Origin of the sequence: Corallococcus sp. AB045 (assembly GCF_003668895.1) — a bacterium.
Taxonomy (GTDB): domain Bacteria; phylum Myxococcota; class Myxococcia; order Myxococcales; family Myxococcaceae; genus Corallococcus; species Corallococcus coralloides.
In genome coordinates, this window is record NZ_RAWN01000065.1 from 32,075 (window position 1) to 47,354 (window position 15,280).

Here is a 15,280-nt window from a genome sequence, read left to right on the forward strand (position 1 = left end):
GTGCCCCAAACGCAAGGAGCCCGGAGTGCCTTCACAGGCGCCCCGGGCTCCCTCTCTCATCAACCCCGTGCCCCGCCCGAAGCGGAGCGCGCGGTGACTAGAACTGCGCCTTCATGAACGCCTTGACGCGCATGTGCTCGAAGTTGCGCTCCTCCAGGCTGTTCCAACCGCTGTTGCGGTTGGTGAAGCCGCGCGAACCCACCGCCACGCCGTGGTCGGCCGCGATGGTGTCGTCCGCGTACTGCACCACGTAGCCGTCGCCGAAGTCAGGACGGAAGGTGCCGAACGCGTACTGGCCCTCCAGGCCGAACTCCACGCCGGACAGGATGTAGCGCGCCTTCACCAGCACCTGGTTCTTGTTGTGCTTGCCGGACGCCATCTCGTGGTTGTTGTACGCCTGGAACGCCGTGTTGCCGTCCAGCAGGTCCGCGAAGAACTTGGAGTAGCTGGCGGACACGTACAGGTCGTCCGTGAACTGGTAGCCCGCGCCAGCCGTGAACGTCGTGTAGTCCAGCAGGCGGTCGTCGTCCGCGATGTTGTCGAACGGCTTGAACTGGTAGCCCGTGTCACCCTGGCTGTTCGTGATGACGTCCGGGTTGCGGTAGAGGTCGGCGGTGCTGTTGCCCGGGCTGTACTCTTTGCGGAGCGAGTTGTCGCACGCCACGCCGCCGCCCACGCACGAGCCGGACTCGTACGGCAGGAAGCGCGGGTCGTTCAGGCGCTTGTCCGTCTCGTGGATGTACTTGAACTTGCCGAACACATCGATGCCCTTCAGCACGTCCACCACGTACTTGGCGCGCAGCGCGACCAGGTGCGTCTTCTTGTCCTGGAAGGGCTGGTAGGCCGTGCGGAAGTTGTGGCCTACGCCGGAGTCCAGCTCCGTGCCCGGGTACTGGCTGTCGCCCAGCGCCTTGTCGGCGCTGCCGTACGCCTGCCAGTTGGTGTTGTAGGTGATGAAGGAATACTCACCGCCCAGCTCCAGCGCGCCGTTCGTGTAGACCGGGTTTGCCGTCACACCCTTCCAGCCAATGGCCGTCTCCGCCATGGGCTCGTCGAAGTCCGTGAAGTCGTTGTCCACGTTGATGGTCGCGACCTGCTGGGCCTCGCTCGTCCAACCGCCGTAGCCGATGCGGGTGGGGTTGCCCTTGTAGATGCCGTAGGCCGCGTTGGACGGACCGGGGAACGCGAAGCTGCCGTCGTGACCTTCCGTGAGGAGCACGTCCGCCTCGCGGCGGCTGGCCATCACGGCCATGTAGTCCGCGCCGATGCTGAACAGCTGGAAGTTCAGCGACAGGCCCACGTCCAGCGGGTCGTTGAGGGACGCGTTCAGCATGTACGTCTGGTCGGTGTGGCGGCCTGCCAGCACCGCGCTGTAGCCGCCCACGCCGAAGCTCTTGTCCGACAGCACGGGGTCCGCGTTGGAGTACGACGAGTACACGGCGCCGCGCACGTCCAGCCACGAACCCATGTGCAGGCCCGCCTTCAGACCGCCCACGCCGTTGCGGTAGCGCGGGGTCAGGTCGCGGCCGTCGTCCAGGTTGGTGTCTTCCGGGTTCACTTCCTGGTCGTTGGCGTACTGGAAGATGCCGCCCACGTCGAAGAGCTCGTTCGGGGTGAACTTCGCCTGGAAGCCGTACGCCGCGTCACGCGCGTGGAAGGCGCCCGTGCTGAAGCCCGGGCCCGCCCAGAGACGGGGCAGCGAGATGCGCGCCGCGTCCCACGTGAGCCGCCGCTCGAAGTTGGAGCCCTGCAGCATGATGGCCGCCGCGTTGTCGCGGTCGATGTAACGGACGCGGCCGATGACGAACGGGTCGAACTGGCCCAGGTCCGTCGCGCCGATGAGCGCCGAGTCGATGAGGTAGCCCGGACGCAGCGTCACGGACATGCCACGCAGCTTGATGTACTGGTTGGAGCGCGGATCGAACTCGCCGCAGTCGCCCGCGGTGCAGGGCGGCGTCGGCGGGTTCCGGCCACCGAAGCCGCCGAAGTTCGTCCAGAAGTTCTGGTTGAAGCGGCTGTGGATGCGGCCGTTGACCTCCACCTGCGGGGAGATCTTCGCGTTCAGCAGCAGCTCCAGCTCCGTGCCAATGCCGTTGTCGCCGTAGCCTTCACCGGGCACCGTGGTGAAGTTGTACAGCGCGCCCTGGTCGCGCTGCGTGCCCCAGAGGTACTTCGTATAGGTCGTGCCACCAATGGTGAGCTTGGGGCCGCTGTCCTGTGCCATGGCCGCCCCAGGAATGAGGCCGACCGCCACGGTGAGCGCACACGCTCCCCGCACCACGTTCTTGCGATTCTTCATGATGTCCGGAAAACCCTTCTCAGAAAGCTTTGAACCAGAGGGGGGTCATCCCCTCTCCCGGGCCGCCGCGGGACCTCCGCGGCAGCCCTCCCCGTGCTGCATCAAACCTTGAAACAGACTGTTTTGAACAGTCCGCCACCGACTACTTCGTCGGCGTGGCCGTCGTCGGCGCCGGAGCGACCGACGTTCCAGCCGGAGCGGCCGGCGTGGGCGCCGGAGCCGGGGCCGGAGCCGCGGGCGCCGCCTCGGGAGCCGGAGCCGGAGCCGCCGCCGCCGCGCCACCCTGCGCCGCCGGGCGCTTCTCGCCGGAGACCATCTTCAGCGTGGCCTTCTTCGTTGCGGAACCGTCACCGGCGCACTCGTACGCGAGCATGTCGTACTGAGCCTTGATTTCAGAGCTGTCGCCCTTGCCCTGCCCCGCGAGCACGTCAATCACGTGCGGATCGCAGTTGAAGTCGGAGCCGCCGCCGAAGCGGTGCTGGCCCTCGTACTCGTTGACGCGGCGGGTGAGCAGGTCGTTCTCCGCGGGGAAGCCCTCGTTGGACTGCATCACGACCTGGTAGCCCCACGTGGAGGGGGAACCGGCGCCCAGGTCGGAGTTCATGACCGTGGCGGTGATCTTGTTGCCGGAGGCGCGCACCTTGGTGGGCACCACGACGGCGCCCTTCATCGCGCCGGCCTTGTTGTTGGCCTCCGCGCGCACGCGCGACGAGCCCTGCGGCGAGATGATGATGACCTTGTCCCACGCGTCTTCCGGCGCGAAGGAGACGTTCAGGCCCGGGGGGCTGTCCGTGAAGCCGCTGCCGACCTTGTGGTCCGTGTCGATGAAGATGAAGACCTCCTGCACGGAGAAGCCGTCCGCCATCTTCCAGGGGTTCTCCAGCGACGCCTTCAGCTGGATTTCAACGTCCGTCTTGTTGCCGCCCTGGTCCAGCTTGAAGCCGGTCAGGTCGAACGAGCCCGGCTTGTACACGGGGTCCGTCGGGTAGGTGTACTTGCCGGGACCCTTGTCGTCGCCGGTGGGGTCCTTGAACTGCACCTTCTCGGCCAGGGCCGGCGCCGCGGACAGGGAAGCGGCCAGGGTGAGGACTGCGATGCGGGGGTTGATCATGGGGGTGCTTGCTCCTTGCAACGACAGACGAAAGGACTGCGAAGAAAGACCGCGGGACTAACCCTTCACGCCACCGGCGGTGAGCCCGGAGACGAGGTACTTCTGCAGGAAGAGGAAGAGGAACACGACGGGCACGGACACGATGATGGAGCCGGCCGCGAAGTAGCCCCACTGCTGGCTGAAGCCGCCCACGAAGAAGCGCAGGCCCACCGGCGCCGTGTACATGGCTTCCTGGTCCATGAACGTCGCCGCGAGGATGAACTCGTTCCACGCCGTCATGAAGCTGAACAGCGCCGTCACCGCCACCGCTGGCTTCGCCAGCGGCAGGATGATGCTCCAGAAGATGCGCCCCGGAGACGCGCCGTCCATCAGCGCCGCCTCCTCCAGGTCCTTGGGGATGGTGTCGAAGTAGCCCTTGAGCATCCACACGCTGAACGGGATGGACGTGGTGGCGTACACGATGATGAGGCCCAGCCGGCTGCTGCCCAGGCCCAGCCACTGCACCAGGATGATGTAGAGGGGAATCAGCATCAGCGTGCCCGGGAACATCTGGGACACGAGGAACGCCATCATGCCCGCGCGCTGGCCGGGGAACTTGAAGCGGCTGAAGGCATACGCCGCCGTGCACGCCATGAAGACGCCCAGCACCGTGGTGCCAATGGCCACGATGGCGCTGTTGAGCATCCACTTGGCGAACGGCTGATCCGACATCACCGACGCGAAGTTGGAGACGCTGAAGGTCTCCGGCCACGGCGTCACCGCGCGCAGCCGGTCCCAGAAGGTGGGGTTCTCCGGCAGCGTGGCGATGGCCAGGCTCTGCTTGCCGGAGAAGGCCAGGCTCACCACCCAGAGGATGGGGTAGATGGTGAAGAGGGTGAAGGTCACCAGCACCACGTGCAGCGGCAGGTGGGAGATGCCCTCGCGACGTTCAGAGAAGAGCGCCATGGGTTACGCGGCCTCCGTGGCGCGGCTCATGCGGTTCTGCACCATGCTGTAGATCAGCAGGATGCCGAAGATGACGGTGGAGTACGCCGCCGCGTAGCCGTGGCGGTAGCGCTCGAAGGCGAACTTGTACGCCTGCGTGACCAGGATTTCGGTGGAGCCGCCCGGGTCGCCGCCCGTCACCAGGAAGATGATGTTGAACATGTTGAAGGTCCACACCACCGACAGGATGACCGCCGGCACCAGCGCGGGCTTCAGCGCGGGCAGCGTGATGGCGGTGAACTGCTGCCACCGGTTGGCGCCGTCCACACGCGCCGCTTCATAGAGCTCACCCGGGATGGACTGGAGCGCGCCCAGCGACACCACCATCATGAACGGGAAGGACAGCCAGCCGTTGGTGGCCAGCGCCGTGAAGAACGACGTGAGCGGCGAGTCGAACCACGCCAGGCCGTCCCCACCGAACATCCGGATGACGTGGTTCACCACGCCGAACTGCTGGTGGAACATGCCCTTCCAGATGAGCGCGGTGATGTAGTTGGGCATGGCCCACGGCAGGATGAGCAGCACGCGGTACACCGGCCGCATCTTCAGATTCGGCACGTTGAGCGCCAGCGCGAGCAGCAGGCCCACCGTCACGCCGATGGTCACGTTCGTGACCGTCCACACGATGGTGAAGAGCAGCGTGTAGTAGAAGTTCAGGTAGTTGAAGACCAGCGAGCCGTCCGCCGCCGTCTTCGCGAAGCTGAAGTCGCCCAGGATGTCCACGTAGTTGCGGAAGCCCACCCACAACTCCGACAGCGGCTGGCTGCTGTTGTAGAGGTTGGCGTCCGTGAACGACAGCGTGATGCCGTAGGCGAAGGGGAAGAACACCAGCACCACCATGCCCACCATGGCGGGCAGGATGTATGCGTAGGCCTGCCGGAACTCCACCGCCGTGGCCACCGCGCGGTGCAGCGCGCCCAGGCCGATGAACAGCAGCACCGCCAGCCCCACCACGCCCAGCGCGCCCAGCGCCTTGCTCGCGTTGCCGCGCACCTGCGCGCCCGCCGCCGCGAGCCGGGCCTCATCCGGCGCCCCGGACTCCGTCAGCCGCCCCAGCGGACGGCGCATGGAATCCGCGTCCCACGCGCCGGGCTTGAGCGCGGGCTCCGCGTTGAGGTTGTTGGCGGTGATGAGCGCCTGGGCCTTCTCGCCGCGCGTGCGCAGCTCCGCGCTGACCGCGTCCTCCGTCTGCCGCAGCTCCGCGTCCAGCGCGCGCAGCGAATAGACGGTGTAGCCACCCAGGCCCGCCAGGAACAGCGCCGCCGCCACCGCCACACGCACGCCCTGACGCGACAGCGCGAACACCGCCGCCGCGCACGCAGCCAAGGGCAGCAGGAACGCCAGCAGCACCGGCGTCCAGGAAGGCGTTTCACCCTTCACCACCGCCGGGGTGAGGGACTCCACGGAGCCCACCACCTGCCCGTCCACCTCCACGGGCGCGGAGAGCAGCCGGCTCGCTCCGTTGTCGAGCAGCTCCGACTCCACCTCCGCCTTGCGCGCGCTGCCCTCCTCGCGGTTCGTCTCCACCGCGGCGCGCAGGCGCTGGCCTCGGTCGTACAGCGGCTTCTCCTCGCGCACCAGCCGGCGCGGCGCCGCCTTGTCCCCGGTGTCATCCGGGAAGGTCGACGCCTCCAGCTTGATGCCGCTGAAGGCGATGACGCGCACGGAGCTGCCCGGCACGCCCGGCCAGCCCGCCACCACGGCCTTCACGCCGTCGCCCGTGCCTCCCGCGCGCTGCACCAGGTCCGCCAGCCCCAGCAGGGACACGGTGGCGGTGCGCTGCTCGCGCTCCGCCGCGCGCTCCTGGTTGGCGCGCGCCAGCAGGCCGTGCGCCAGGAACAGGGACACGCCCAGCGCCAGGGCGAGCCCCACCAGCACTCGCCCCCGGTAGCCGCCCGCACGGCCGGCGGGTCCCGAAGCCGAAGGGTCCGGCGCGGAATGGCTCGGGGCGGTGGAGACCGGCGTGGGGGCGCCGGCCGCGGAAGGGGGCTGCTGGGGGGCGTTCTGGCTCACTTCAGCTCCTCACTTACTTCTTGCGCAGGCCGGCGACGTCCTTCGCCACGCTCTTCTGGGCCGCGTCCAACGCCGCCTTGGGGGTGGCGGTGTTCTTGAACACGGTGTTCATCGCGCTGGTGGCCGGGGTCCAGACCATGGACATCTCCGGCAGGTTGGGCATGGGCACCGCCACGTCCACCTGGTCCTTCATCGCCTTGAGCAGCGGATCCGCGGACACCTTCGCGTCCTGGTACACCGCCTGGTTCGCGGGGCTCTGACGGCCCTCCAGGGCCAGCGTCTTGCCGGGGCCCGCGTCGGTGAGGAACTTCGCGAAGTCGTATGCCGCTTCCTTGTTCTTCGACGGGGCGGCCACGTACACGCCCTCCACCGTCATCCAGGGCTTCATCGGCGTGCCCTTGTTCTCATCCAGCGTGGGCAGCCGCGCCAGGCCGTACTCCACGTCCTTGGAGACCTCGCCCAGGAACCACGGGCCGGAGAACACCATCGCGGCCTTGCCCTCGTTGAAGAGCGAGGTGATCAGCGCGCTGGAGGGCTCCGCGGGGAGGATGCCGTCCTTGTTCTTCCACTTGAGGACCTGCTCCACCGACTTCACGTTGGCGGGCGAGTTCATCGTGGGGGTGTTCTTCGCGTCGAACACGCCGCCGCCGAAGCCGTTCATCACCGCCGCGTGGTAGTAGAAGTCGTTGTACGCGTACGCCAGACCGAAGCGGCCCGCCTTCGCGTCGGTGAGCTTCTTGGCCATCGTCACCATCTCGCCGGACGTCTTGGGCGGCGTGGGGACCAGCTTCTTGTTGTAGATGAGCGTGATGACCTTGTAGTTCAGCGGCAGGCCATACGCCGTCCCGCGGTAGGTCATCGCCTCCATCGTCGTGGGGATGAAGCGCTTCTTGGTCGCGTCATCCAGGAAGAAGTCGATGGGCTCCACCGTGTTGCCCGCTTCAATCCAACCGCCCAGGCGGTCCTGCGCGAAGATGAAGAGGTCCGGGCCCTTGCCGCGCGGCACGGTGGCGGAAATCTTGTCCGCGTAGGCGTCGTAGGGCACCGCCAGCGTGGTGACCTTGACCTTGCCTTCGTTGGCCTTGTTGTACTCGGCGACCACCTTCTCCAGCGCGGCCTTCTCCTCCGCGCGGTAGGCGTGCCAGAGCACCAGCTCCGTGGCGGCGAAGGACGGGACGGGCAACAGGCCGACTGCGCACAGACAGAGGGCCGCGAGCAACGTTCGCAGGTGCGTCATTGGGAAAATCCTCCGGGATATCAAACGGAAAGCCGCAGCTCGGATTCAGCGTCGAAGAGGTGCAGGGACTCCAGCTCCACCGTCACGGGAAGGGCGGCGCCGGGCTCCGGGGTGGCCTGGGGCGGCAGGCGGAAGACCAGCGGGTTGTCTCCCAGGCGGGCGTGCACGATGAGCTCGTTGCCCAGCGGCTCCACCAGCTCCACGCGCGCCTCCGCGGGCGCGGACTCACCGCGCGCGGCGGTGCCCGCGGGCAGGACGTTGTCCGGGCGCAGGCCCACCTTCACCTTGCGGCCGCCCTTGCCCGCCGTGGCCGCGCGCAGCTTCTGCGGCACCGGCAGCTTGAAGCCGTCACCGGTGAGCGACGCGCCGTCCGCGTCCAGCGTGGCGGTGAGCATGTTGATGGGCGGCGTGCCGATGAACTGCGCCACGAACACGTTGACCGGCTTCTCGTAGACCTCCAGCGGGGTGCCCAGCTGCTGGAGCTTGCCGTCCTTCATCACCGCGATGCGGTGGCCCATGGTCATCGCTTCGATCTGATCGTGCGTGACGTAGACGGACGTGACCTGGAGCCGGTGCTGGAGCTTCTTGATCTCCGAGCGCATCTGCACGCGCAGCTTCGCGTCCAGGTTGGAGAGCGGCTCGTCGAAGAGGAACACCGCCGGCTTGCGCACGATGGCGCGGCCCAGGGCCACGCGCTGACGCTGGCCGCCGGACAGCGCCTTGGGCTTGCGGTCCAGGAGGTGCGTGATGCCGAGGATCTCCGCCGCCTCGTCCACCAGCTTGTCCATCTCCGGCTTGGGCGTCTTGCGGATCTTGAGGCCGAACTCCAGGTTCTGCCGCACGGACATGTGCGGGTAGAGCGCGTAGTTCTGGAACACCATGGAGACGTCCCGGTCCTTCGGCGGCAGCGCGTTCACCGCGCGCTCACCGATGGAGATGGTGCCTCCCGAAATCTCCTCCAGGCCGGCGATCATCCGGAGCGCCGTGGACTTGCCGCAACCGGACGGCCCCACGAGGACCATGAACTCATGGTCGCGGATATCGAGGTTGAGCCCCTCGATGACCGACACGTCTCCGTACCGCTTCGCCACGTCCTTGAACGACACGCCGGCCATCTAGGTTCTCCAGCAAGAGCCCCGCTCGCGCCGGTGACAACAGCACGTCCGGGTCAGGTTCTGCGCATGCACCGCCGGGTGCCTCACGGCACGCGTCCGAGGATGCGCGCGGACAGCGGCGGAAGCGCCAGGTCCAACGTGGCGCCAGCCTTCGTCCGCCCTCCGTTCAGCAGATCCTCCACCTCGCCGACGCCCGTCCAACCTTCCGGCCACGGCACCGACACCGTGCCCTTCGTCTTGGCGCGGTTCACCGCCACCACCACCGTGTCGCCGGACGCTTCGTCGCGCCGCTGGAAGACATACACGTCGCCCTCGGTGGAGAGCGGCGCGTGCGTGCCCCGCGACAGGGCCGGGTGTGCGCGGCGGATGGCGATGAGGCGCTTGTAATACTCGCGCAATGCCTCGTCGCGCTTCTTTCCCTCGCCGGGCTTCACCGCCTGCTTGCCCCACGGCATGTCGCTGCGGTTCTGCGGCCAGTCACCGCCCGCGCGGCCCACTTCCTCGCCGTAATAGATGACGGGGATGCCGGTCGTGGTGAGCTGCAGCGTGGCGGCCAGGCGGAAGAGGGGCACGTTGCCCTGCAGTTGGTGCAGCGCCCCGTCCACGTCGTGCGACGACAGGAAGTGCGACAGGTGGTGGCCCGGCGTCACCTTCGCGCGCGACTGGAGGTAGCGGTCGAACGCCACCGCGCGGCCACGGCCCTGCACGAAGCCCAGCGCGTTGCCCTGGAAGGCGAAGTCGAACCCGGCGTCCATCTCGTCCGGGGTGAAGTACGGCGCCAGCCCCTCCACGTCGCCGCCCCACACCTCGCCCAGCAGGAAGAAGTCCGGGGAGATTTCGGCGCGCGTGCGGCGGCGGTGCTCCTTCCAGAAGTCGTGGGACACGTGCTTCACGGTGTCCAGCCGGAAGCCGTCCACGCCGGAGCGCTTCGCCCAGTCAATCTGCGCGTCCAGCAGGTACTTCGCCACCTCCGGGCGCTCCGTCTTGAAGTCCGGCAGGCCCGCCACGCACGTCGTCAGGTCATCCGAGCCGCAGGTGCCCTTCTCCTCCGAGCGCAGCCAGTCCGGGTGGTCCTTCAGGTAGCGCGAGTTGTAGCCCGGGTGGTTGTAGACGACGTCCAAGAGCACGCGGATGCCGCGCGCGTGCGCCGCGTCCACCAGCGCCTTGAAGTCCTCTTCCGTGCCGAAGCGCGGATCCAACGCGTGGAAGTCGTCCGCCCAGTAGCCGTGGTAGCCCCAGTCCGGGAAGCCAGAGCCGGTGACGAAGCCCGGGATCTGCTTCAAGAGCGGCGTCACCCACAGCGCCGTCACGCCCAGCGACGACAGCTCCTCCAGCTTCGCGGTGAGCCCCTTCAGGTCGCCGCCGTGGAAGGTCCCCGCCGCCTTTACGTCGCCCTTCTCGTTGTTGGAGGGGTCGCCGTCCGCGAAGCGGTCCACCACCACGAAGTACAGCACCTCGTCCGCCCAGGGCCGCGCTGGCTCCTTTTTCTCAGAAGGCGGAGCGGCCTCCTTCACGGCCTCGGGCGCGGGGGTCGCCCGAGCCTCCGGAGCGGGCGCGGCGGGCTGCGTCGCGGCGGCCTCCGGCGCGGGCTTCGTCGGAGTGGGGGCCGTGGCGCACCCCGCCAGACACAGGGCGACAAGGCCCTGGAACATCGGGCGCCACCAACCGCGGTGGGAGGCAGCGTTGGGTTGTGGGCAGGGGAGGCTGGGGGCCATCTGGGCGCGGCACTGTATCCAACAGTCTTGAAAGGGGTGAAGGGGCGTAGGAACAATCGGCTGATGCCGCAACGCGGCATGCCCCGGATGTCTTCCTCTGTACACCCGTGTGACGCATGGCGCGGGCGGACTCAACGGAGCGCGCGGTTCCTGCCGCACCGCGTCTCGGTTTTGAGTCTTTCCGCATCCGACGTCGTGGGGTGGCTGTGCCAGTCCCAACTCGGATCATCCAGAGGGTCCTGTAACTCCTGAACGCAGACGGTGGATCACCCGCGACAGGGGTGGCTGCTACCGTGCCCGGAAATTTCCGCCCCCCTGGAGGTTTCCCCTGAGAGTTCCCTTCGCAGTACCCCGCATGACGCGAGCGCTCGCGTTCGGCGGGCTCTTTGCCGCACTGCTTCCCATGTCGTCGCTGGCGGCGCCCACGTCGGTGACTGTCATTGGCGACCTGCAGACGGGCGTCGGCTGTGCCGCCAACAACGACCCCACCTGCGCGCAGACGGCGCTGACGTACGACACGGACGACGACAAGTGGCAGGGCACGTTCAACGTGCCGGCGGGCACCTGGCACTTCAAGGTCGCGCTGGACGGTTCGCTGGCGCAGACGCACGGCGGCCCCGGCGGCGCGGACGTGGTGCTGAACCAGACGGCGGCGGGCGCGGTGAAGTTCTACTTCGACGCGAACACGCACTACGTGACGAGCAGCCGCTCCGGCACCATCGCCACGGTGGCGGGCACGCTCCAGAAGCAGTTGGGCTGCCCGGAGGACTGGAAGCCGGAATGCCTGCGCACGATGATGCAGGATCCGGACGGCGACGGCATCTACACCTTCACCACGAAGGGCCTGACGGCGGGCATCTACGAGTGCAAGGTCGCGCTCGATGAGCAGTGGACCAACGCCTACCCCGGCGGCAACGCGACGTTCGAGGTGGAGACGGACAACCAGGAGATGATCTTCACCTTCGACTCCGGTGCCTCCAAGAAGGTGACCATCCGCGCCGCGGGCGCCCCCGCGGGCGACCTGCTGCTGGCGCGGGCGCACTGGATTGCGCGCGACACGCTGGTGTGGAGCCCGGAGGTCGCGGCGCCCGCTGGCACGGTGTTCAAGCTGCACACGGCGCCCACGGGCGGTATGACGCTGAGCAGCGCCGGCGTGCAGGGCGGCACGGCGGTGACGCTGACGGTGGACCCCGCGGGCCTCACCGCCGCGCAGGCGGAGCGTTTCAAGAACCTCCAGGGCCGCATGGTGCTGAAGCTGGCCGAGGCGGACGTGGCCAACGCGGCCACGTGGCTCAAGGGCCAGGTGTCCGTGTCCGCGACGAACGCGGAGGGCGTGATGCTGGACGCCACCAGCGCGCAGTTCGCGGGCGTGCTGGACGACCTGGACACGTATGACGGCGCGCTGGGCGCGACGTTCGAGAACGGCATCCCCACGCTGCGCCTTTGGGCCCCCACGGCGAAGAGCGTGAACCTGCTCCTGTTCGCGGACGGCAGCCCCACGTCCACCTTCACCCGCGTGCCCATGACCGCCGGTGACAAGGGCGTCTGGAGCGCCACGGGCGACGCGTCCTGGAAGAACCGCTTCTTCCTCTACGAGGTGGAGGTCTACGCCCGCAAGGAGGGCAAGGTCGTCACCAACCGCGTCACCGACCCCTACTCGGTGGCCCTCTCCATCAACAGCGAGCTGAGCCAGATTGTCGACCTGGCGGACCCGGCGCTCGCGCCGCAGGGCTGGAGCACGCTGGCCAAGCCCACGCTGGAGGCCCCGGAGGACATCGTCCTCTACGAGCTGCACGCGCGCGACTTCAGCATCAACGACCTGACGGTGCCGGAGAACGAGCGCGGCACGTTCAAGGCGTTCACGCGGGACTCGGACGGCATGAAGCACCTGACCCGGCTGGCGAAGGCGGGCCTGACGCACGTGCACCTGCTGCCGGTGTTCGACATCGCGACCATCAACGAGGACCGCGCGGCGCAGCAGCACCCCCAGGGCGACCTGGTGTCGCTGCCGCCGGACTCCGACCAGCAGCAGGCGGCGGTGAAGGCCGTGGCGGACCTGGACGGCTTCAACTGGGGCTATGACCCGTTCCACTACACGGTGCCGGAGGGCAGCTACTCCACCAACGCGCAGGGCACGACGCGCACGGTGGAGTTCCGGGAGATGGTGCAGTCGCTCAACCAGCACGGCCTGCGCGTGGTGATGGACGTGGTCTACAACCACACCAACTCCGCCGGTCAGGACGCCAAGAGCGTGCTGGACCGCATCGTCCCCGGCTACTACCACCGCCTCAACGACGACGGGAACGTGGAGATGAGCACCTGCTGCCAGAACACCGCGTCCGAGAACGCGATGATGGAGAAGCTGCTCATCGACTCCGTGGTGACGTGGTCCAAGGCGTACAAGGTGGACGGCTTCCGCTTCGACCTGATGGGCCACCACATGAAGTCCAACATGGTGAAGCTGCGCGCCACGCTGGACGGGCTCACCCTGGAGAAGGACGGCGTGGACGGCAAGGCCATCTACGTCTACGGCGAGGGCTGGGACTTCGGCGAAGTGCAGAACAACGCGCGCGGCACCAACGCCACGCAGCTCAACATGGCGGGCACGGGCATCGGCGCGTTCAACGACCGCCTGCGTGACGGCGCTCGTGGCGGTGGCCCCTTCAGCGGTCTGCAGGACCAGGGCTTCATCAGCGGCCTGCTGTCCGACCCCAACGGCACGAACCAGGGCACGGAGGCGGCGCAGAAGAACAAGCTGCTGCTCTACAGCGATTGGATCCGCGTGGGCCTCGCCGGCAACCTGAAGGACTACTCGCTGGTGGACTCCACGGGCGCGACCGTCACGGGTGAAGGCGTGGACTACAACGGCGCCAAGGCGGGCTACACGCTGGATCCGCAGGAGGTCATCAACTACGTCTCCGCGCACGACAACGAGACGCTGTTCGACGCGGTGCAGTTGAAGGCGCGGCGCGACCTGCCCATGGCGGAGCGCGTGCGCATGCAGAACCTGGGCATCTCGCTGGTGGCGCTGGCCCAGGGCATCCCGTTCTTCCACGCGGGCGACGAGCTGCTGCGCTCCAAGTCGCTGGACCGCAACAGCTACAACTCCGGTGACTGGTTCAACAAGGTGGACTGGACCTACCAGTCCAACAACTGGGGCGTGGGCCTGCCCCCGGCCGCGGACAACCAGGGCAACTGGGCGCTCTTCGGGCCGCTGCTGGCGGACGCGGCGCTGAAGCCGGCGTCCGCGGACATCCTCCGGGCGCGCGACCACTTCGAGGAGATGCTGACCATCCGCAAGAGCTCGCGGCTGTTCCGCCTGCGCACCGGTGACGAGGTGAAGCAGCTGGTGCACTTCGAGAACACCGGTCCGGATCAGATTCCGGGCCTCATCGTGATGGCCATGCAGGACCACGGCACGAACGCGGAGGGCAAGCGCGCCATCGTCCTGTTCAACGGCACGGACGACGCGCAGACGTTCAAGTCGGACGGGTACAAGTCCCTGAAGCTCAAGCTGCACCCGGTGCTGCAGGCGTCCACGGACCCGGTGGTGCGCACGTCCGCGTACGACGCGGCCACGGGCGGCTTCACGGTGCCGGCGCGCAGCACCGCCGTGTTCGTCACCGACGACGCGGTGGACCCGGACGAGCCCGACGGCTGCAACTGCCAGAGCACGGTGCCCGGTCCGCTGGGCGCCACCAGCCTGCTGATGCTCTGCGGCCTGGCGCTGAAGCTGCGCCGCCGCCGCGCGTAGGGCTCCGGCTGGAAATGAAGCGGGCCCCGGATGCGAAGCGCGTCCGGGGCCCGTGGTGTTTCAGGGGGAAAGCCTCACTCAGGGGACGGTGAGGATCTCCACGCCCGTGTCGGTGACGAGCAGGGTGTGCTCGAACTGGGCGCTGCGCATGCCGTCCGCGGTGACGACGGTCCAGTCGTCGTTCCACGTGCGGTGGTCCCAGTGGCCCTGGTTGATCATCGGCTCCACGGTGAAGACCATCCCGGGCTGCATGACGGTGGTGGCCTCCGGCTCGTAGTAGTGCGGAATCTGGAGCGCGGTGTGGAAGGTCTCGCCGATGCCGTGGCCGCAGTAGGCGCGCACCACGCTGGTGCCGTTCTTCACGGCGTGGGCCTCCACCGCGCGGCCAATGTCGCTGATGGGCTGGCCCGGCTTCACCGCGGCGACGCCGATGTCCAGGCACTCCTTCGCGATCTGGACCAGGCGCTGGTGCTGGGGCTCCACGTTGCCCACCAGGTACGTGGCCGAGCAATCGCCGTGGACGCCATCCAGGTAGATGGTGATGTCCAGGTTGACGATGTCGCCGTCCTCCAGCGCGCGGCTGTCGGGGATGCCGTGGCAGATGACCTCGTTGACGGAGGTGCAGAGCGACTTGGGGAACTTGTGGTAGTTCAGCGTGCTGGGGTAGCCGCCGCGCTTGAGGTAGGCCTCGTGCGCGATGGCGTCCAGTTCGTCCGTGGTGATGCCCACGCGCACGTGCTGCGCGGTCTCCACCAGCACCTGGGCGGCGGCCTGGCAGGCGCGGCGCATGCGCGCGATGACCTCCGGCGACTTCACGTCCGGCTCGTTGCGCGAGCGCGAGGGACGGCCGGCCACGGAGTCCGCGTAGTCCGGCCGGCCGATGGTGAGCGGCACCACGCGGCGGGGGCTGACGATGCCGGGGCGGATGCCCTTGCGGTTCGTGTCGCCGCCCTTCTTGCGGGCCTCCACGGTGTCCGCGCCACGGTGGCACTTCTTGTACTTGGAGCCACTGCCGCACCAGCAGGCGTCATTGGGCCCGGGGAGGACGGCGG

The 15,280-nt window shown here is 68.1% G+C and carries 9 protein-coding genes; 1 reads left to right on the plus strand and 8 read right to left on the minus strand.

Annotated features, from left to right (window positions below; genetic code table 11):
• Positions 1 to 97 precede the first annotated feature (97 nt).
• From D7Y21_RS17630 to D7Y21_RS17660, 7 genes are all read right to left on the minus strand, one after another.
• The gene (locus D7Y21_RS17630; RefSeq protein ID WP_120566981.1) at positions 98 to 2,299 is read right to left on the minus strand and encodes a hypothetical protein; all 2,202 of its coding nucleotides are present in this window, start codon (positions 2,297 to 2,299) and stop codon (positions 98 to 100) included.
• A gap of 142 nt (positions 2,300 to 2,441) precedes the next feature.
• Positions 2,442 to 3,410: a glucodextranase DOMON-like domain-containing protein gene (locus tag D7Y21_RS17635; protein ID WP_120566980.1), complete on the minus strand. Its 969-nt coding sequence runs from the start codon at positions 3,408 to 3,410 to the stop codon at positions 2,442 to 2,444.
• 57 nt (positions 3,411 to 3,467) lie between these two features.
• A complete protein-coding gene (locus tag D7Y21_RS17640; RefSeq protein ID WP_120566979.1) occupies positions 3,468 to 4,355 on the minus strand; it encodes a sugar ABC transporter permease in 888 nt (295 codons plus the stop codon).
• 3 nt (positions 4,356 to 4,358) lie between these two features.
• Positions 4,359 to 6,407, minus strand: coding sequence for a carbohydrate ABC transporter permease (locus D7Y21_RS17645; protein WP_121714552.1), 2,049 nt, complete (start codon positions 6,405 to 6,407; stop codon positions 4,359 to 4,361).
• 13 nt (positions 6,408 to 6,420) lie between these two features.
• Positions 6,421 to 7,644 carry an extracellular solute-binding protein gene (locus D7Y21_RS17650; protein ID WP_121714554.1) on the minus strand — a complete coding sequence of 408 codons (1,224 nt, stop codon included), beginning with the start codon at positions 7,642 to 7,644 and terminating at the stop codon, positions 6,421 to 6,423.
• Positions 7,645 to 7,664: 20 nt separating this feature from the next.
• Positions 7,665 to 8,759, minus strand: a complete 1,095-nt coding sequence (locus D7Y21_RS17655; RefSeq protein WP_120619352.1) for an ABC transporter ATP-binding protein — start codon at positions 8,757 to 8,759, stop codon at positions 7,665 to 7,667.
• Positions 8,760 to 8,842: 83 nt separating this feature from the next.
• Positions 8,843 to 10,411, minus strand: coding sequence for an alpha-amylase family glycosyl hydrolase (locus D7Y21_RS17660; protein ID WP_121714556.1), 1,569 nt, complete (start codon positions 10,409 to 10,411; stop codon positions 8,843 to 8,845).
• Between the two features lie 418 nt (positions 10,412 to 10,829).
• Here D7Y21_RS17660 and pulA point away from each other — a divergent pair, with 418 nt between their 5' ends.
• The gene (pulA, locus tag D7Y21_RS17665) at positions 10,830 to 14,228 is read left to right on the plus strand and encodes a pullulanase-type alpha-1,6-glucosidase (RefSeq protein WP_121714558.1); all 3,399 of its coding nucleotides are present in this window, start codon (positions 10,830 to 10,832) and stop codon (positions 14,226 to 14,228) included.
• Between the two features lie 78 nt (positions 14,229 to 14,306).
• On the opposite strand, the gene map is transcribed toward pulA, so the two are convergent.
• Positions 14,307 to 15,280: type I methionyl aminopeptidase (map, locus tag D7Y21_RS17670; RefSeq protein ID WP_121714560.1), on the minus strand; the 974-nt coding region annotated here is incomplete at its 5' end.

What these genes read in the sequence shown, in the direction of transcription:
- D7Y21_RS17650 (WP_121714554.1), bottom strand. Translation starts at nt 7,644, where the DNA reads ATGACGCACCTGCGAACGTTGCTCGCGGCCCTCTGTCTGTGCGCAGTC.
- D7Y21_RS17640 (WP_120566979.1), bottom strand. Translation starts at nt 4,355, where the DNA reads ATGGCGCTCTTCTCTGAACGTCGCGAGGGCATCTCCCACCTGCCGCTG.
- D7Y21_RS17635 (WP_120566980.1), bottom strand. Translation starts at nt 3,410, where the DNA reads ATGATCAACCCCCGCATCGCAGTCCTCACCCTGGCCGCTTCCCTGTCC.
- pulA (WP_121714558.1), top strand. Translation starts at nt 10,830, where the DNA reads ATGACGCGAGCGCTCGCGTTCGGCGGGCTCTTTGCCGCACTGCTTCCC.
- D7Y21_RS17630 (WP_120566981.1), bottom strand. Translation starts at nt 2,299, where the DNA reads ATGAAGAATCGCAAGAACGTGGTGCGGGGAGCGTGTGCGCTCACCGTG.
- D7Y21_RS17655 (WP_120619352.1), bottom strand. Translation starts at nt 8,759, where the DNA reads ATGGCCGGCGTGTCGTTCAAGGACGTGGCGAAGCGGTACGGAGACGTG.
- D7Y21_RS17660 (WP_121714556.1), bottom strand. Translation starts at nt 10,411, where the DNA reads ATGTTCCAGGGCCTTGTCGCCCTGTGTCTGGCGGGGTGCGCCACGGCC.